15 protein-coding genes are annotated in these 18,414 nt (G+C 68.9%); 7 read left to right on the top strand and 8 right to left on the bottom strand.

Annotated features, from left to right (window positions below; all coding sequences use genetic code 11):
- Nucleotides 1-19: 19 nt before the first annotated feature.
- On the bottom strand, nucleotides 20-736 hold the full coding sequence (locus HLH48_RS17430) for a Bax inhibitor-1/YccA family protein (RefSeq protein ID WP_182998751.1): 717 nt from the start codon (nucleotides 734-736) through the stop codon (nucleotides 20-22).
- A 298-nt stretch (nucleotides 737-1,034) separates the two neighbouring features.
- On the opposite strand from HLH48_RS17430, the gene HLH48_RS17425 reads away from it, so the two are divergent.
- The 6 genes from HLH48_RS17425 (at nucleotide 1,035) to HLH48_RS17400 (ending at nucleotide 9,082) form a co-directional block, all read left to right on the top strand.
- On the top strand, nucleotides 1,035-3,317 hold the full coding sequence (locus HLH48_RS17425) for a TonB-dependent receptor (RefSeq protein ID WP_182998750.1): 2,283 nt from the start codon (nucleotides 1,035-1,037) through the stop codon (nucleotides 3,315-3,317).
- Between the two features lie 188 nt (nucleotides 3,318-3,505).
- The gene (locus tag HLH48_RS17420) at nucleotides 3,506-3,844 is read left to right on the top strand and encodes an acyl-CoA dehydrogenase family protein (RefSeq protein ID WP_182998749.1); all 339 of its coding nucleotides are present in this window, start codon (nucleotides 3,506-3,508) and stop codon (nucleotides 3,842-3,844) included.
- Between the two features lie 89 nt (nucleotides 3,845-3,933).
- Nucleotides 3,934-5,034, top strand: a complete 1,101-nt coding sequence (locus HLH48_RS17415; protein ID WP_246387439.1) for an ABC transporter substrate-binding protein — start codon at nucleotides 3,934-3,936, stop codon at nucleotides 5,032-5,034.
- Nucleotides 5,027-5,971 carry an ABC transporter permease gene (locus HLH48_RS17410; protein WP_182998748.1) on the top strand — a complete coding sequence of 315 codons (945 nt, stop codon included), beginning with the start codon at nucleotides 5,027-5,029 and terminating at the stop codon, nucleotides 5,969-5,971. Before HLH48_RS17415 ends, HLH48_RS17410 begins: the two co-directional genes overlap by 8 nt.
- A complete protein-coding gene (locus tag HLH48_RS17405; RefSeq protein ID WP_182998747.1) occupies nucleotides 5,965-6,753 on the top strand; it encodes an ABC transporter ATP-binding protein in 789 nt (262 codons plus the stop codon). Before HLH48_RS17410 ends, HLH48_RS17405 begins: the two co-directional genes overlap by 7 nt.
- 142 nt (nucleotides 6,754-6,895) lie before the next feature.
- The gene (locus HLH48_RS17400) at nucleotides 6,896-9,082 is read left to right on the top strand and encodes a TonB-dependent receptor family protein (RefSeq protein ID WP_246387438.1); all 2,187 of its coding nucleotides are present in this window, start codon (nucleotides 6,896-6,898) and stop codon (nucleotides 9,080-9,082) included.
- A 30-nt stretch (nucleotides 9,083-9,112) separates the two neighbouring features.
- On the opposite strand, the gene HLH48_RS17395 is transcribed toward HLH48_RS17400, so the two are convergent.
- Nucleotides 9,113-10,576 (bottom strand): L,D-transpeptidase scaffold domain-containing protein, encoded by a 1,464-nt coding sequence (locus HLH48_RS17395; RefSeq protein ID WP_182998745.1) that lies wholly within the window; start codon nucleotides 10,574-10,576, stop codon nucleotides 9,113-9,115.
- A gap of 115 nt (nucleotides 10,577-10,691) precedes the next feature.
- Between HLH48_RS17395 and HLH48_RS17390 the strand changes: the two genes are divergently transcribed.
- On the top strand, nucleotides 10,692-10,886 hold the full coding sequence (locus HLH48_RS17390; RefSeq protein WP_182998744.1) for a hypothetical protein: 195 nt from the start codon (nucleotides 10,692-10,694) through the stop codon (nucleotides 10,884-10,886).
- 192 nt (nucleotides 10,887-11,078) lie between these two features.
- Here the strand turns inward: HLH48_RS17390 and HLH48_RS17385 are convergent, their stop codons facing one another.
- From HLH48_RS17385 to HLH48_RS17360, 6 genes are all read right to left on the bottom strand, one after another.
- A complete protein-coding gene (locus tag HLH48_RS17385; protein ID WP_182998743.1) occupies nucleotides 11,079-12,317 on the bottom strand; it encodes an MFS transporter in 1,239 nt (412 codons plus the stop codon).
- 147 nt (nucleotides 12,318-12,464) lie between these two features.
- Nucleotides 12,465-12,908: a MarR family winged helix-turn-helix transcriptional regulator gene (locus HLH48_RS17380; protein ID WP_182998742.1), complete on the bottom strand. Its 444-nt coding sequence runs from the start codon at nucleotides 12,906-12,908 to the stop codon at nucleotides 12,465-12,467.
- Nucleotides 12,909-12,984: 76 nt separating this feature from the next.
- The gene (locus HLH48_RS17375) at nucleotides 12,985-14,292 is read right to left on the bottom strand and encodes an NAD(P)/FAD-dependent oxidoreductase (protein ID WP_343065441.1); all 1,308 of its coding nucleotides are present in this window, start codon (nucleotides 14,290-14,292) and stop codon (nucleotides 12,985-12,987) included.
- Nucleotides 14,289-15,761: an aldehyde dehydrogenase family protein gene (locus tag HLH48_RS17370; RefSeq protein WP_182998740.1), complete on the bottom strand. Its 1,473-nt coding sequence runs from the start codon at nucleotides 15,759-15,761 to the stop codon at nucleotides 14,289-14,291. The genes HLH48_RS17375 and HLH48_RS17370 overlap by 4 nt, the downstream gene beginning before the upstream one ends.
- A complete protein-coding gene (locus HLH48_RS17365) occupies nucleotides 15,758-16,825 on the bottom strand; it encodes an alpha-E domain-containing protein (RefSeq protein WP_182998739.1) in 1,068 nt (355 codons plus the stop codon). The genes HLH48_RS17370 and HLH48_RS17365 overlap by 4 nt, the downstream gene beginning before the upstream one ends.
- Complete coding sequence (locus tag HLH48_RS17360) at nucleotides 16,807-18,315, bottom strand: circularly permuted type 2 ATP-grasp protein (protein ID WP_182998738.1); 1,509 nt, start codon at nucleotides 18,313-18,315, stop codon at nucleotides 16,807-16,809. Before HLH48_RS17360 ends, HLH48_RS17365 begins: the two co-directional genes overlap by 19 nt.
- Nucleotides 18,316-18,414 lie beyond the last annotated feature (99 nt).

Genomic DNA, 18,414 nt, shown 5'->3' with positions numbered 1-18,414 from the left:
CGAAAAGCCGTGCCGCCGGTTACGCGCGCCGGGACCCGGTGAGGTTCAGCAGCATGACGAACAGGTTGATGAAATCGAGATACAGGGTCAGCGCCCCCATCAGCGCCGCCTTCGCGAGGGTCCCGGCCGCGCCGACGGTCGTGTAGACCTGTCTGATCCGCTGCGTGTCGAATGCCGTCAGGCCGGTGAACACCAGCACGCCGGCCGCCGAGATCACGAACTGGAGCGGGCTTGAGGCCAGGAACAGATTGACGACGCTCGCCAGGATCAGGCCGATCAGGCCCATCATCAGGAACGACCCGATGGCCGACAGGTCCCGTTTCGTCGTGTAGCCGTACACGCTCATGGCCGCGAAGGTTCCGGCGGTGATGAAGAAGACCCGCGCGATGCTGGTGCCGGTATAGAGCAGGAATATCCCCGCCAGCGACAGGCCCATGATCGCGGCGAAGCCCCAGAAGACCGCCTGCGCGGTTCCCAGGCGCATCTTTTCGATGCGGACGCTCAGGAACAGCACCGCCGCCAGGGGGGCCAGCATCACCAGCCAGATCCCCGGCGTGGCCGCGAGCCGCTGGTAGACGCCGGTTGCCACGGCGCAATAGGCGACAAGGCCGGTGACCGCGAGCCCGGCCGCCATGTAGTTATAGACCGACAGCATATAGCGCCGCAGGCCCGCATCGAAGGATGCCGTGAGCCCGGCTTGGCCGAATGGCGGCCCCGGATAGGCGTTGATGGCCATGGTCTCCTCCTGCTTTTTCCGCGCGTCCTGGCCGTGAGGCGTGAGGCGCCCGGCGGGAAAGACATGAGTGCCCCCCGGGGCAACCGCAAGCCGGGCACGCGGGGGAAACCATGGGGCGGGCAGATGGGAGAATGCGCGGGTGCCGACGCGGGTCGGGATTGGCGGCTCCTGAATTCACGATTCATCATGAGTATTTTATTGGGATGGTTTCCAATTTCTGTCGCCAGCTTGTAAAATAGGGCGGGGCATGGTTGGATTTTGACGTGACCGTCAGAACCATCGTCATGAGATCGTGTTTATGGGTAGACCGCGTGGATCTGGAGCACGAAGCGCCGTTGGCGGGCGAGCGACCCGCGCGGGGCTGGTCGCCCTTGCCTGCCTGCCGCCGCGCGCCGGTCACGCCGCGCCGCCGGACGTCCCGGCATCGGCCGCCGAGCGCATCGCGGTGATCCGCGCGGCGGGGCCGGCGATCGCGCGCCGGCTGGCTCTGCCGCAGACCCGGGCGGGGATCTCCCGCCAGAAGATCGACAGCACCGTCAACATGGTCGATACCGAGGACGCGCTGAAATACCTGCCCAGCATCATGCTGCGCAAGCGCAATGCCGGCGATACGCAGGCCACGGTCGAGACCCGGACCTGGGGCGTCAATTCCAGCGCGCGCAGCCTGGTCTATGTCGACGACGCGCCGATCAGCGCGCTGATCTCGAACAACAATACCAGTGGCGGCCCGCGCTGGGGCATGGTGGCGCCCGAGCAGATCGAGCGGATCGACGTTCTGTACGGGCCGTTCGCCGCCGCCTATCCCGGCAATGCGATGGGCGGCGTCATCCTGATCACCACGCGGATGCCCGATCATTTCGAGGCGACGATCCGCCAGGGCGGCGGCGCGCAGACCTATGCCGGCTACAGGACGCATGGAACCTATGGCACCGCGACCACGGCGGTGACGCTGGGCGACCGGATCGGCCGCCTGTCGTGGTTCGTCAGCGCGAACCGGGAAGAAAGCCTGACCCAGCCGCTGTTCTTCGTGACCACGGCGGCGATGCCCCGGGGCGCGATACCCGCCCTGAGCAAGACCGGCGCCGTTGCGAACGTGGCCGGGGCGAGCGGATTGCAGCATGTGACGATGAACACCGTCACCGGCCGCCTCGCCTACGACATCACGGACTGGCTGCGCGCGACCTACATGGTCGGCTATTGGACGGATGACGGGCGGTCACGCGCGCAGACCTATCTGCGTACCGCCGCCGGCGCGGCGACCTATGGCGGGATCGGCGGCTTCGCTAACGGGATCTACACGCTCGGCGCCGCCCATCTGTCGAACATGGTCGCACTGCGGACGGACACGCGGGGCACCTGGGATGGCGAGGGCGTCTTCACCGCCTATGATTATCTGCACGACTGGCAGCGCAATCCGGCCGGGGTCCTGGCCGGGACGGCGCTCACGCCGGGCGGGGCGATCGCCAGCATGGCCGGCAGCGGGTGGAAGACGGCGGACGGGCGGGCGACCTGGCGGCCGGATGCGGCCCACGAAGTCAGCTTCGGCGGCCACTGGGACCGGTATATGCTGGAAAACCCGACCTATGACACCAATGACTGGCAGGCCTCGGCGACCCATGGCAACGGCACGTTCAAGACGCTGGGGCGGGGCACGACGCAGACCGAGGCGGCATGGGCCCAGGATGCCTGGCATGTCCTGCCCGGCTGGACGCTGACGGCCGGCGGACGCATGGAATTCTGGCAGGCCTTCGGCGGCTATAACCTGGCCGGCACGGTCGGGCAGGCGCGGCCGCGCGTGCATGCCGCGCATGTCTCGCCCAAGGCGACGCTGGCCTGGCGGATCGATCCGCTCTGGGAGGCGAAACTGTCGTTCGGCGAGGCCTGGCGCTTTCCCACCGTCTCCGAACTCTATCAGATCGTGTCCACCGGGATCACCTACGCGCTGCCCAATGCCGACCTGGCGCCCGAGCGGGTGCTGTCGGGCGAGGCGTCCATCGAGCGGCGGACGGCGGACAGCGTGGTCCGCCTGTCGCTGTTCCAGGAAAACACCCATGACGCGCTGATCTCGCAGATGACGATGCTGGACGCCGTGTATGTGACGACCAACCAGAACGTCACGGCCATCCGCAACCGTGGCGTGGAATGCGTCGTGCAGAAGCAGAACCTGCTCGGCCGGGACATCGATCTGAGCAACAGCGTCACCTATGTCGATTCCCGCATCCTGTCCGACCCCGGCTTCGTCAGCGCGACCGGCACCATGGCGGCGGGCAAGCATGTGCCCTATGTGCCGGCATGGCGCGATACGCTGCAACTGACCTGGCACGCGACGGCGCGCCTCGATCTGACGGGATCGCTGCGCTACCAGGGCCGGGTGGCGTCGACGATCGACAATACCGACCGGGTGGGGCACGTGTTCGGGGCGTTCGACGGTTTCCTGGTGGCCGACCTGCATGTGCGGTACGGGCTGACGCAGCGCCTGACGCTGGATGTCGGCGTCGATAACGTGAACAATGCGCGATATTACCTCTATCACCCGTTCATGATGCGGACGTGGGTCGGCAGCCTGAAGGCCCGGTTCTGACCGGTTTCGCCCGCCCATATTTCACTATTATTCATGATTGAATTTACCGTCATGACCCGGAATATTGTACAAAATTAAAATTACATACTTGAATATGTAATGCCTGTACGTTAGGAATTTTCGTGATATGAAAATTTAACACCGCAAATATGTTATTTAAAAATGCGTGATTTCGTGCGGTCGCGCGGATGTCTGTGACGGGTGGCCTGATGTCTTCGATCCCTCCTTCCCGTGTCGTCGCGCCGCGTGGGGCAAACGACGATATCCTGGCACGGGCGGCATCGCTGGGCGCCATCGTTGCCGGCCGGGCCGACGCGGCGGATCGCGCGGCGGCGGTCGTCAAGGCCCGGGTGATCGACGGCGCGGCGGACCTGACCCTGCACCTGCTGTCCCTGGCGGGCAATGCGGGGCTGAGCGCGCGCAATCCGCTGGAGCGATGTCATCGGGACGCATTGTGCGGCCGCATTCACGCGCCGCATGGCGAACTGGTTCGCCGCAGCGCCGGGCAACGGGTCCTGACGCCCTGACCGCCCGCGATGCGGGCTGACACGAATTGCCGGCGATTGCGGCCCGTGGGCCACGGGCCGCCGCCACATCCCTGGAGTTGAGCCGCGTCATGCCCCATCCATCGGATCGCGCTCCGTTCGACGACATTGCCGAACCGCCGCCACCCGGGGCGGGTGCGCGCCGGGGGCGCCGCGGCCTGGTGCTGGGCGCGCTGGCGACGCTGGCGGGCGGCACGGTGCTGGCCGCGCGCCGGTCCGGCCCGCGGCCGCTGCCGCGCACCGCGGACGGGCTGCGTATCGTGAAGCTGTCGCTGCCGGTCAATGCGCCCTGCGTCGCGCCGCTGATCCTGGCCGAGCAGATCGGGCTGTATCGCGATCGCGGGCTGAAGGTCGAATTCACCAACTGGAGCGATACGCCGACGCTGCTGGAAGCGGTGGCGACCGGAAAGGTCGACCTGGGCGCCGGCATGATCATGCAGTTCATGCGGCCGCTGGAACAGGGGTTCGACCTGAAACTGGTCGCGGGAACGCATGGCGGCTGCATGCGCATGGTCGGCTCGCGCCGCGCCGGGGTGAGCGATGATGTCGCCAGCCTGCGCGGCAGGACCATCGGCATCGCGGATGCCACCGGCTTTGCCTACAACACCTTCGCGCTGCTGCTGAAGGAGAACGGCGTCGATCCGCTGCGGGACGTGGCGTGGCGGGTCTATCCGGCGCCGCTGCTGGAAGCCGCGCTGATGAAGGGCGAGATCCAGGCTTATGCCGATTCCGATCCGCTGATGTATCTGGCGCAGATGCGCTCGGGCGGGGACCTGGTCGAGATCCTGTCCAACCTGTCCGCGCCGTGGCAGGGGCGGGTGTGCTGCGTGGTGGCGGCGAGCAACACGCTGCTGCGGCGCGACCGGCCGGCCGTGCTGGCGCTGGTCGACGCCATGGTGCAGGCGGCGGAGATCTGCGCCGCCGACCCGATGCGGGTGGCGCGGGCCTTCGCGCGCTATGGCGCGGTCAAGGCGCCGGTCGGGGAGATCGCCGCCGTGCTGCGGATGCAGACGCACCACATGCATCCGCTGGGGCACGACCTGGCGGCCGAGGTGGCGTTCTATGCCGCGCAGCTCAAGACCATCGGCGTGATGAGCCGCGATCTCGATCCGCGGGCGTTCGCGCGGGACATCGTCGACGACGTGACGCGCAGGGAGGCGGCGCATGTCTGACGCGCCGCGCCGCGCGTTTGCCGCCGGCGTGGCGGCGTGGGCCGCCGCCGCCGCCGTCACCGGCCTGCTGGCCGACCACGGGCGCGTGCCCGCCGGCCGGCCGCTGGTCGAACTGGCGGCGGCGGTCGCGGTCCTGTGCGGGCTGGCCGCGCTGGCCGGGCGGTTCGCCTGGTTCGCGCCGGTGGCGCATCAGGGACGGCGCGTCGCCGCGCTGGGCGTGGCGGTCGCGGCGTGGGAGATCGTGACCGCCAAGACCGGGTGGCTGCCGCTGCCGTTCTTTCCGTCGCCGCAGGCGGTGCTGGATGTCTATCGCGTCGATTCCGCGCGGCTGGCGCAGAGCGTCTTCAGTTCGCTGCTGATCCTGGTTCCCGGTTTCGCGCTCGGGGCCGTGACGGGGTTCCTGGCCGGGCTGGCGATGGGGTGGTCGCCGGAGGCGCGCTACTGGGGGCACCCGGTCATCCGGCTGCTGGGGCCGTTGCCGTCCATCGCGTGGCTGCCGGTCGCCCTGTTCGTCTTCCCGACGATCGCGAGCGCCAGCATCTTCCTGATCGCGCTGGCCACGGCGTTTCCCGTCGCCGTGCTGACGGCATCGGGCGTGACGCTGGTCGATTCCCGCCTGTATGACGTGGGACGCACGCTGGGCGCGTCGAACGGTTTCCTGATCCGCACGATCGTGATCCCGGCGACCCTGCCGCATCTGTTCGTCGGCCTGTTCATGGGGCTGGGGGCGTCGTTCATCGTCCTGATCGTGGCGGAGATGCTGGGCGCCAAGGCGGGGCTGGGCTGGTACCTGCAATGGGCGCAGGGCTGGGCGGCCTATGCCAACCTCTACGCGGCGCTGGCGGTGATGTCGGTCCTGTTCTCGGGCCTGACGATGGCGCTGTTCGCCGCGCGGCGGCGCGCGCTGCGCTGGAACCGGGAGACGGTGCAATGGTGAGCGCCGCGATGGCCACGCCCGCCGCCGGCGCGTCGGTGCAGGTGCGGGCCGTGTCGCACGCCTTTGGCGACGCGGCACGGCGGCTGCCGGTTCTCGACGACGTGAGCTTCGATGTTGCGGCCGGCGAGACCGTTGCCCTGCTGGGGCCGAGCGGATGCGGCAAATCGACCCTGCTGCGGCTGGTCGCCGGGCTGGACGCGCCCGGCGCCGGGCGGATCGGGGTCGATCATGTCCGCGTCGCCGGGCCGGACCCCAGCCGGCTGCTGATGTTCCAGGACCCGCTGCTGCTGCCGTGGCGCACGGTGGAGGCCAATGTCGCCTACGGGCTCCAGGCACGCGGCATCCGCGACGGGCTGGAGCGCGTGGGCCGGGCGCTGCGCCTGGTCGGGCTGGGCGATTTCGCCGGGGCGTATCCGCATGAACTCTCCGGCGGCATGGCGCAGCGCGCGTCCTTCGCGCGGGCGCTGGTCAATCATCCGCGCGTGCTGCTGCTCGACGAGCCCTTCGGCAAGCTGGACTCGCTGACGCGCATGACGATGCAGGAGGAATTGCTGGCGCTGGCGCGGCGACATGCCTTCACCACCGTCCTGGTGACGCACGACGTGGAGGAAGCGCTGCTGCTGGCCACCCGGGTGCTGGTGTTTTCGCCCCGCCCGGCCCGCATCATCCGCGATATCGACAATGGATTGCCCTTTCCGCGCCTGCGCGACGACCCGGCCTTCATCGCCCGGCGCCGGGAGATCCTGATCGCGCTCGGGCATGGCGAGGAATTCGCGCGATGAGCGCCGGATCGCGCGCGGCCGGGCATGCGGGCCGATGTCGGCCCTGACGCGCCCATCAGGACTGTCGCATGCAACACGGACGTTTCGGACAGGACGGATCATGCCTTCTCACGACGGGAAACGTTACGGATCGATGAAAAATATGATGACGAAATCACTGGCCACGCTGCTGCTGGGGTCGGTGTCGTTCGAAAGCCCCGATAGCGCCCGGGCCCAGTCGGCGGGCATGGCCATGCCCGCCGCGCCCGCCGCGACGGGCGCGGATGACGGCATGGGCGGCATGTATATGGGCGGCGCCAGCACGTCGGACACGGAAAAGGTGGATGTGAAGGCCGCGCGCCTGGCCCCGATCCGCCGGGCGGGGGCGCGGCTTCTTTCGATTCCCGGTGGGACCAACATCATCGATTCGAAGATGGTGCTGAAGCAGCGCAACGCGACCTCGGCCGACCTGCTGAGCTATCAGCCCGGCGTGTACGCGCAGGCGCCGGCCGGATCGGACGATCTGCGCCTGTCGATCCGCGGGTCGGGCCTCCAGGTCGGCGCGAACGCCACGCGCGCCGGCGTCATCGTGCTGTTCGACGACCTGCCGGCGACCACGCCCATCGGCTCGTTCAACGAACTGATGGAGCCGCTGGGCATCGACTATACCGAGGTGCTGCGCGGCGGCAACGGGCTGGACCGCGGCTCGCTCCAGCTTGGCGGGCTGATCGATTTCCATAGTTTCACCGGCTATGACGCGAAGACCTATCAGGCGCGCGTCGAAGCGGGCAGCTTCGGTTATGTGAAGGAGCAGCTTTCCTCCGGCAAGGTCATCGGCAGGTCGGATTATTATCTCAGCGTCACGAACTCCTACCGTTCCGGCTTCCAGGACCAGACGAAGGCGACGGCGTTCGGCGTCAATTTCAACTATGGCTACCGTTTCAACGATTCGGTCGATACGCGCTTCTTCTTCCGCTACCGCCAGACCTACGAGGGCAATCCCTATTACCTGACGCGCGCGCAGGTCAGGGAGAATCCGAAACAGGCCCAATATCCCTATAGCACATGGGGAACCTACACGATCGAGCCTGGAACGAAATATTACGGCAACCGGACCACCATCCGCATCGACGAGGCCTCGCGCATCATGATCGGCGCCACCTATATCGACGCGCCGATGGACCACCAGTTGGGCAATACCTCGTCGATCTACAATAATTTCTATCTGAGCGGCGTGGTGAACTACACGCGGAACGACACGGTCCTGGGCCGCACGTCCGAGACGACCGCCGGCCTCTACGCGACCGGCGACCTGCCGGGCAGCGACTTCCTGAACCAGGTGCGCCGCCAGGCCGCCTATCCCGGCGTGCCGATCGGCACGCTCATCGACAAGCAGCGGCTCGGCGGCAGCAGCACGGTGTTCCATGTCAGCAACAACACCGAAATATTCAGGAACTTCTGGCTGACGGCCGGTGGCGGGCTGAGCTACGACCCCCGGTCCGGATCGGTGGTCTATCCGGTGCGGAACCATTTCAGCACGGCGCCGCTGAATTTCGCGCCGCGCGGGGGATTTCGCTACCAGTTCACGCCGGAGATCCGCCTGTACGGCAATGTGAGCCGCAGCGTGCAGTCCGCGCAGGACTGGCAGTTCCTGTCGGGCACGCATTACACCTCCGGCCTGGCGACGGGGCAGACCGAGGGCTGGCAGAAGCTGGAGCCGCAGACCGCGACGACCTTCGAGATCGGCACGGAGGGGACGGTCCGGGGCCAGCACTGGACCGTGTCCTACTACCATTCGGCGGTGCATAACGAGCTGCTCTCGGCGGTCACGCCGACGTCGCAGCTCTATAACAGCGCGGTCTTCACCAATGCCTCGCGCACCACCCACCAGGGTGTCGAAGCGGGCATCGACGGCACGCTGTTCCGATGGAACGGCAACACCATTACCTACATGCAGGCCTATACATGGTCGGATTTCCATTACAATCATGACCCGGTCTTCGGCCATAACCGCCTGCCCGGCGTGCCGCAGCATTATTACCAGGGCGAACTGCACGCGGATTTCAGGAACGGCTTCTATACCACGTTCGACGTCGAGGCGGCGTCTTCGATCGTCGCGTCGTACGACAATGGCGCGCGAACCGCGCCTTATCATATCTACAGCTATACGCTCGGCTATCTGTGGCCGAAGAAGGACCGCCGGGTCTATCTCCAGTTCCACAACCTGGCCAACAAGCATTACGCGATGGGTGTCGTGCCGGTCTATACCTCGACGAACGGCGATGCCGCCGCCGAACTGGTCGGAGACGGGTTCGGCATCTTCGCCGGTGTCGATGTCGGCTTCAACTGAAGCCGGGCCTTACCGCGCCGTCATCGGCCGTCATTCCGCGCGTTCGGCCGACGATGGCGCCGCCCCCAGCGCGACCTGGAGGGATTCCGGCGAGAGCGGGCGATCGTCGGCCTGGGTCACGGCATGGCGCTCGCGCGGCCGGCTGTTCAACTGTTTCCAGATTCCGGCGTCGCGATCGTAGAAATCCGGATGGAACCGCAGGGTGCCGTCCGGATCCACGGAGGCGGTCTGGTAGATCACGAAGACCGGCACCGGCACGGGCAGGTCGTGGCGCGTGGTGCCGCCCTGCGCGATGCCCTGATCGATGGCGTCGCGCGACTGGCGCATCAGCAGCGCCGCGAAGGCGCGCGGGTTCTGGACCCGGATGCATCCATGGCTGATGCGGCGGTTTTCACGCCGGAAGAGCGACTGGTCCGGCGTGTCGTGCAGGTAGACGTCGAAGCGGTTGGGCATGTCGAACATCAGCAGGCCCAGCCCGGCATCGGGGCCGGGTTGCTGCTCGATCTCGCCGTCGGCGCGCATGACCATCCGGTTGCGCGCCAGATATGTGGGGTCGCGGCGGACCTTCGGCAGGATCTCCTTCGCGGCGATGTCGCGCGGGATCACCCAGGGGGGGTTGAAGAAGCTGGCGTCGATCGTCGCGCGAAACTCCGGGCTCTGGTTGACCTGCGCGTCCTGCCCGACGATGACCCGCGTGGAAAAGACCGGCCGGTCGTCACGGTAATAGACCAGCCGCTCGTCCGCGACGTTGACCTGCACACGCTCGGGCGGCGGCTTTCGCGGCAGCCAGCGCTGGCGTTCGAGATTGACCGCGATCGTGCGCCGGCAGTTCGCCGTGCCCGCCTCACCGCGCGCGGGCGCCGGCCGGCATTGCCGCAAGGCCTGGCGCAGCGCCCGGTAGGCCGGCGTCGCGGGCGCCAGCGCGGCGATGGCCGCCGCCGGATCGGGACTGTCGATCGCCTTGTCGAGCGCGGCCACGACATCGACCGGCTCCGGCGCCAGGGTCTCGTCCTCGTTGCGGCGCGCGACGGGCACGGCGCCGCCCGCCAGAGCCGCCGCGTAGGAAAGAAAGGCGTCCGACAGTAATAATTCACGGTCGAATGGCGATAATGTCGCGGCGTGCCGCAACAGGCGGGCGTGAAACAGGTCGGGGTCCAGCCCCTGGTCGTCGGCATGCAGCACGGCCGCCATGAGCGAATCCGCCTGCTTCCGCCGGCTGGTCCATACCGGCGCGAAATCATGGCGCGCGTAGAAGCGCCGCAACAGGCCGCCATTCAGCGTTTCGCCGGCGATCACGACCTGGGGGGTATTGTCGGCCAGGCTGCCGAGGCCGGTCCGCGGCCGTTCCGGCATCGTGTCGCAGGCCGCGAGCGCGCCCGCCAGGGCCAGGGCGGCGAGAGCGCCCGCGAAGGGGGCGCGGAGGGGTGCTTGAACCGCTGTGACGGGCGCCGGCTTCGGGCACCCCAACCTGACCGCTTGCCATGGCGCTCGCACGAACCGATGCCTCCTCAACTCTTTTGCGGCTCACGCAAATAGTAGTTTGACTTTTTGTCAAGAGGTGCTCTTAACTACATTGTCTCGACTGAAAATCTAGTCAGAGGGGTAACAGATGTTTACGGTTTCTGAAACATTGTTCCGTTATAAGTTCCTGCGCTCCGCGGCCTTGGTTGCCGTGGCGCTGCCGATGGTGCTGCTGGCCGCCTGCGCCGACGACAAGCCGCCGCCGCCGCCGCCCGCGCCGGTCGAAGCGCCCCCGCCGCCTCCTCCGCCGCCGCCGCCGCCTGTTCCGCCCGCGCGCGGCTAGGACCGGTTTTTTCTTCCAGATTGTTTCTTCTGTGAATCCAGCCCTCTTCGGAGGGCTGGATGTCGAGGCCGCCGCCGCGCACGCGACCATGGCCATGCGCGGCGACGATCCCCTCTTTTGATGCAGGCAACCATGGCGTTGCCCCCTTCCCCGCCTTGATTAACCGACCTTTGTCGGATCGGCCTGCCGGATTTACGGTTCGGCGCGCGCGGGAGGATGGTGCCGGTCGCGCGCGATGCTGCGCACGGCGACGAGGGCGGCGGCGAAGCCCGAGAGCGCGCCCACGCCAAGCGCCCAGCGCGGCCCCCAGTGATTGGCCACCCAGCCGACGATCGGCGCGCCGATCGGCGTGCAGCCCAGGGCGACGCCGACCCGCAGCGCCATTACCCGCCCGCGCATGGCGGGCGCGGTCGAAAGCTGCATCAGGCTGTTCGTCGTGTTGGTGACGGTCAGGGTCGCGATGCCGAGGATGACGAGGGTGGCGGCGAAAAACCAGTCGTTCGGCGCAAGTGCCGCCAGCGTGCAGCCGACACCGAAAACGGCCGTGCCGCTGAGCAGGAGCGCGAAGCGCGGCCGCTCGCGCCGGGCGCCGAGCAGGGCCCCCGCCACGGTGCCGATCGCCATGGCCGAGGACAACAGGCCGTAGAGGCGGGCGTCGCCATGGAAGACGCCGACCGCCATGGTCGAGATGAAGATCGGAAAATTGAGCCCGAAGGTTCCGACCAGGAACAGCATGGCCAGGATCGCCTTCAGGTCCGGCCGCTTCGCGACATATCGGATGCCTTCGACGAATCCGCCCCTGCCGCGACGCGCCCGGGCGGCCGGGCGCAAATCCGCCTTCCGCAGGCAGGCCAGCGAGGCCAGCACCGCCGCGAACGAAAGCCCGTTCATCAGGAAGGCCCATCCGGTGCCGATCGCCGCGATGACCAGGCCCGCGACGGCCGGTCCGATCATCCGCGCCGCGTTGAACGAGGTGGAATTGAGGGCGACCGCGTTATGCAGGTCCGCGTCGCCGACCAGTTCGGCGACGAAGGTCTGGCGCACCGGGGCGTCGAAGGCCGCCGCGCTGCCGAACAGGAAGGCGAAGACATAGACATGCCATAGCCGGACGACCCCGCAGATGGTGAGGACCCCCAGCGCCAGGGCAAGCGCGCCCATCGCCGCCTGGGTGGCGATGAGGAGCCGGCGCTGGTTGTAATGGTCGGCCGCGAAGCCGGTCCATGGCAGCAGCAGCAATTGCGGCCCGAATTGCAGCGCCATGACCAGCCCGACGGCGGACGCGTCGTGACGGGTCAACTGGGTGAGCACCAGCCAGTCCTGCGCGGTGCGCTGCATCCAGGTGCCGATATTGGAGATGAAGGTGCCCCCGATCCAGACCCGGTAATTGAAGCTGCGCAGGGACCGGAACGTTCCGGCGACCGGAAGGCTCATGGACGCCCTGGCGCGTTGCCGCCACCGGCGCGGCCGGCACGCCGCGCCAGCATCCGCGAGACCGGGACGGGCAGCGCTGTCTGTGGATCCGAGGGGGTGGGCACCATGAACGAACGGTCCTTGCCATGAAGCGGATGTCGGCGGGCGTCAGGCCTCGACGAGGCGGCGGAGCAGGCCGAGCGCCGCCTCCAGCGCCGCCTGCTCCTGCCGGGAGAGGTGACGGTCGATCGCGCGGGCCAGCCAGTCCTGCCGGGCGGCGCGGCCTTGCGCGACCAGCGCGCGGCAATCCTCCGTCAGCGAGAGCAGCGTCTGGCGGCCGTCGGCGGGATCGGGCGCGCCGCCGATGAGGCCGGCGGCGTCCAGCGCCGCGACGATGCTGGCCATGGATTGCGGCCGCATGCCCTCTGCCCGGGCGAGGGCGGAGGCCGTCGCCGGCCCGTCCCGTTCGAGACGCAGCAGAACGGAGGCCTGCGACGGCGTCAGGTCCCCTACCGTGCCCTGCTCGCGCAGGCGGCGCCGCAATTGGCCGAGCAGGGCGCGGACATCCTGCGCCAGGACCAGGGCATGCGGGGAAGCGGATGCGGTGTTCATGCGTGATCTTTCTAGCAGATAGGCAGCCAGACTGTAAAGCCTGCATGAACAGATAGGCTGTATAAATGCCGCCGGGTCACGCGCCGGGGCCGGGCGGCCATCGCCGCGCCAGCGCGTCGGCCAGCCGGCCGTGCAGGATGCCGGCCGTGACGCCCAGCGGCCATGCGGCGTGGCAGGGGATCGGGCGGATCGGGCCGGGCGGCAGCAGGATGTCCTCGGTCCCCGCGCCCAGGGCGCGGCGCGCGACCTCGCGGCCCAGCAGCGTCGCCATGGCGACGCCGCGCCCATTATAGCCCAGGCAGGCGATGATGCCGGGCATCGGCTCGTGCCAGTGGGGGTAGTGGTCGGGCGTGACCGCCACGTGGCCGTTCCAGCCGTGGGTCCAGGCCACGCCGCGCAGGAAGGGCCACAGGGCGAGCGCCTGCCGGCGCAGGCCGGGAAAGGCGTGCGGCCCGGCGCGGTCGCCCAGCGAGGAGCGGCCGCCGATCAGCAGCCGGCCGGCATCGTCGATCCGGTAATAGGTCGTGATCGCGCCCAGTTCGTACAGCACCTCGCGGCCGGCCAGGATGCGGGCGCGGGCCTCGGCCGGGAGGGGGGCGGTGGCGATGATGGCGCTGCTGACCGGCACCACGGTCCGGCGCAGCCGGTCCCACAGCCGGTCGGCATAGCCGTTGGTGGCGAAGACCACGCGGTCGGCCAGCACCGCGCCCCGTTGCGTGCCCACCCGCCAGCCCGCGCCCGCGCGGCGGACCGACAGGGCGCGGCTGCCGCCATGGATCGCGGCGCCGTGGGCGATGGCGGCCCGGGCCAGGCCGCGCGCCAGGGCCAGCGGATTCACCTGTCCGCCCCGCCGGTCCAGCAGGGCGGCGCGATAGCGGGACGTGCCGGTGCGCGCCGCGATCTGCGCCGCGTCCAGCCACGCGACGTCGCCGCCGCGCGCGGCGCATTCCTCGGCCAGTCGGCGCAGGGCTGGGAGCTGGGAAGCGGCGGTGGCGGCCCGCAGCGTGCCGCCGCGCGCGGCGGCGCAGTCGATGCCGTGGCGGGCGATGAGGTCGAACACCAGGTCTGGCGCGTTCCAGGCCGCCGCGGCCAGCCGCGCGCCGCGTTCGGGGCCGAAATGGCGCGCGACCTCGGAGGGCAGCGCCTTCAGGCCCGGATTGACCTGCCCGCCATTGCGGCCCGAGGCCCCCCAGCCCGGCTCGGCGGCCTCCAGCACCGCGACGGCGTGGCCGGCTTCGGCCAGGTGCAGCGCCGCCGACAGGGCGGTGAAGCCGCCGCCGATCAGAACGGTGCCGACCCGGGTCTCGCCCCGCAGTTCCGGCGTGGGCACCGCCGGCCGGGCGGTGTCGGCATACAGGCTGGCCGGCAGCGCCCGCGCGCTCACGCGTCGGTTCCGTACCCCAGGATGGCCTTGATCTCCAGGAAGTCGGACAGGCCATATTCGCCGCATTCGCGCCCGTTGCCCGACTGCTTGTAGCCGCCGAAGGGGGCGGCCACGGTCCAGGGCGCGCCGTTGACGTTCACGTTGCCCGCCCGCAGGCGCCGCGCCACCGCGCGGGCCTGGGCCAGGTCGCGGCCCTGGACATAGGCCGCCAGCCCGTATGGCGTGTCGTTGGCGATCGCGATCGCCTGCTCCACATCGTCATAGGCGATGATCGACAGCACGGGGCCGAAGATTTCCTCACGCGCGATGGTCATGTCGGGGGTGACGTGGCCGAACACGGTGGGGCGCACGTAATAGCCGACCGGCAGGCCGTCCGGCCGACCCGGCCCGCCGGCGGCCAGGGTCGCGCCCTCGTCGATGCCGATGCGGATCAGGCGCTGGATCCTGTCGAACTGCGTCTGGCTGACCACCGGGCCCAGCCGCGTGTCCGCGCCGTCGGGCGGGCCGACCACGAAATCCGCCGTGGCCCGCGCCGCGAGGGCCATGGCCTCGTCCATTCGCCCGCGCGGTACCAGCAGGCGGGTCGGCGCGTCGCAGGACTGGCCCGAATTGCCGAAGCAGCCGGCCACGCCGCGCCGCACCGCATCGGCGAAATCGGCGTCGGGCAGGATGATGTTGGGCGACTTGCCGCCCAGTTCCTGATGCACGCGCTTGACGGTATCGGCCGCCAGCCGGGCGACGATGGTGCCGGCGCGGGTCGAGCCGGTGAAGGACACCATCTCGATATCCGGGTGGCGGGCGATGGCCTCGCCCACCGTCGGGCCGTCGCCATTGACCAGGTTGAACACGCCGGGAGGCACCCCGGCCTCGTGCAGGATCTCGGCGAACAGCAGGGCGCTGAGCGGCGCGATCTCGCTGGGTTTCAGCACCATGGTACAGCCGGCGGCCAGCGCCGGGCCGACCTTGCAGGCGATCTGGTTCATCGGCCAGTTCCACGGCGTGATCAGCCCGACCACGCCCACCGGCTCACGCGTGATGAGCATGCCGTCGACCGGGCGGTCGAAGGGGAAGTCGCGCAGCGCCAGGGCCGTCTGCTCCAGGTGCGCCATGCCGGCCCAGGCCTGCGCGTCGCGCGCCATGGGCAGGGGGGCGCCCATTTCCCGCGAGATCGCGGCGGCCATGTCGTCCATGCGCCGGCGATAGACCGCCAGGATCCGCGCGAACAGGTCCAGCCGTTCGGCGCGGGTCGAGACCGACCAGGTGGCGAAGGCCCGCCGCGCCGCCGCCACCGCCCGGTCGACATCGCCCGCGCTGCCCAGCGCGATGGCGGCGCAGGGCATTTCGGTGGCGGGATCGATGACGTCGAGCAGGCGCGGCGCCGGGGGCCCGGCCAGCGGCGCAACCCAGGCGCCGTCGATGTAGAACGCGGTCGCGTGGGGCGGGCTGGCGGGATCGGATGGCGGTGTCATGACTGGGACTGGTCCTGGCTGGTACCCGCGTCGGGCGCGCGATGCGGAGGGGCCGGCATGGCGGCCGGCCAGAAGGCGCGGGCGATGTCCTCGTGGACCAGATGCAGCTCGCGCTGCACCCAGTCGAGGAATTCGTGCAGGCCGCGCAGGATGATGTCCTTGACCGTCTGCTCGGCCAGGGTGGCGCGCAGTTCCTCGACCCGCTCGGCGGCGGCGTAGCCGTTCTTGAGCCCGTAATCGGTGCGCAGGTGGCCCACCGCCCAGTACAACTGGCTCAGGCTGGTGGACAGCGACCGGGGGAAGCCGTCATTCTTCAGCAGGAAGCCGACGACATGGGACGGCGTCATGTCCCCCGCCACCGTGCGGCGGAAGGCGTGATAGGCGGCGGCGGAGCGCAGCACCGCCGCCCACTGGCCGATATCGACCTCCGACCCCACCCCGGCGACGCTGGGCAGCAGCGTGTGATATTTGATGTCGATCAGCCGGGTGATCTGGTCCGCGCGTTCCAGGCTGCGGCCGATCAGGTAGAACAGCCATGCCTGGTCGCGATAGAACGTGCCCTCGGTGATGCCGTGATGGGTCTGGCAATCCTGCTTCAGCCGCGCGCACAGGGCGGACAGGTTGGACGCGCGGATATCGGCCGGGCCCAGCGCGCTGACCGCGTTGGTGAACATGTTGAGATGCATCCACATCTCGGTCGAGATCAGCGGGCGGAGCGCGCGCGCGTTCTCGCGCGCCGCATGCGCGATCGAGACGATGGAATTCGGGTTCTCGCGGTCGATGACGTAGAAGCCGACGACGTTTTCCTCGGACGCGGTGCCGTGCCGCTCGATGAATCGTTCGTCGTCGGCGTTGATCTGCACGATCGACATCCAGCCGCTGGTGGTGCTGCGGGCGCGCACGAACGTCTCGGTGACGTCGACCAGGCGGGCCAGGTTCTCGATCCGCTCCATGTAGCGCGCCAGCCAGATGGTACATTCGGCGTAGCGCGACAGCAGGTTGGGCATGCCGATGCCGCCCGGCGGAAGATCGGCCATGACAGGGTTCATGATGCCAGCACCCATGTATCCTTCGAACCGCCGCCCTGCGAGGAATTGACCACCAGGGACCCCTTGCGCAGTGCCACCCGCGACAGGCCGCCGGGCAGCACCCATGTCGATTCACCCGTGACCGCGAAGGGCCGCAGATCGACATGCCGGGCCTCGACCCCGGCCTCGCACAGCGTGGGGCTGACCGACAGGTCGATGACCGGCTGGCTGATATAGTTGGCCGGATCGGCCAGCAGGCCGGCGCGGAAGGACTCCAGCTCCGCCTTCGTCGCGTGCGGGCCGATGATGAGCCCGTAGCCGCCGGATTCGCCGACTGGCTTGACCACCAGCCGCTCCAGGTTGGCCAGCGTGTAGGCCAGGCCCTCCGGCTCGCCGCAGATATGGGTCTCGACGTTCGAGAGGATCGGTTCCTCGTTCAGGTAATAGCGGATGATGCGGGGCATGTAGGCGTAGACGGCCTTGTCGTCGGCGACGCCGGTGCCGATCGCGTTGGCGATGGTGACGTTGCCCCGGCGATAGGCCTCGACCAGCCCGGGCACCCCCAGCATGCTGTCGGGGTTGAAGACCCGCGGGTCGAGAAAATCGTCGTTCAGGCGGCGATAGATCGAATGGACCGGGCGCGGGCCGGCCACGGTGCGCATGAAGACGCGCCCGTTCTCGACCATCAGGTCGCGGCCCTCGACCAGCGGCACGCCCATTTCGCGCGCCAGGAACACGTGCTCGAAATAGGCCGAATTGTAGATGCCGGGCGACAGCAGCACCACCTGCGCGTCGCGGATGCCGCCCGGCGCCGTCTCGGTCAGCGCGCGGCGCAGGCGCGGCCCGTATTCGTCGACCGGCATCAGGTCCAGGCCGGCGGCGAGGTCGGGCATGCTGCGCAGCATCATGTGCCGGTTCTCGATGACGTAGGACACGCCCGAGGGCGTGCGCGCGTTATCTTCCAGGACCAGGAAATTCCCGGCGCCGTCGCGCACCAGGTCGGTGCCGTTGATATGGACGTAGACCCGGCCGGGAACGTCCAGCCCCTCCATCTCCGGCCGGTAGTTGGCATTGCCCAGCACCAGCGCGGCGGGGACGATGCCGTCCGTGAGGATGTGCCGCTCGTGGTAGATGTCCCACAGGAAATGATTGATCGCGGCGACCCGCTGCCGTACCCCGCGTTCGACATGGTTCCATTCGCCGGCGGTCAGCACGCGGGGGATCAGGTCCACGGGCAGGATGCGGTCGATCGCGTCGCGGTCGGTATAGACGGTGAAGGTGATGCCCAGATTATACAGGTCGGCCTCGGCGACGCGGGCCCTCTGGCGCAGTTCCGTCAGGCCGAAATGCGCCAGCCGGTCGCGGATCCGGGTCAGGCTGTCGGGCGGCGGGTCGCGCCGGTTCATCAATTCGCAGTAAAAGTCCGGCGTGTCGTAAGTCACGAACAGGCCCGGCCCCTGCTGTCCGCGCGGCTGCCCCAGGGCGCCTCCAAGATCGCTTCCGGGATCGTTTCCAGGATCGCTCATTGTCCCGTGTCCTCCCGTGCCGGACGGGAGATCAGGCGCGAAGGATTCATGTCCACCCCACCTGCTGGTCCGTGTTTCCGTTACAGCCAAGCAAGAATT

Origin of the sequence: Gluconacetobacter sacchari (assembly GCF_014174255.1) — a bacterium.
In the GTDB taxonomy this organism is placed as follows: Bacteria; Pseudomonadota; Alphaproteobacteria; order Acetobacterales; family Acetobacteraceae; genus Gluconacetobacter; species Gluconacetobacter sacchari.
This window is presented reverse-complemented; position numbering and strand designations above follow the sequence as displayed.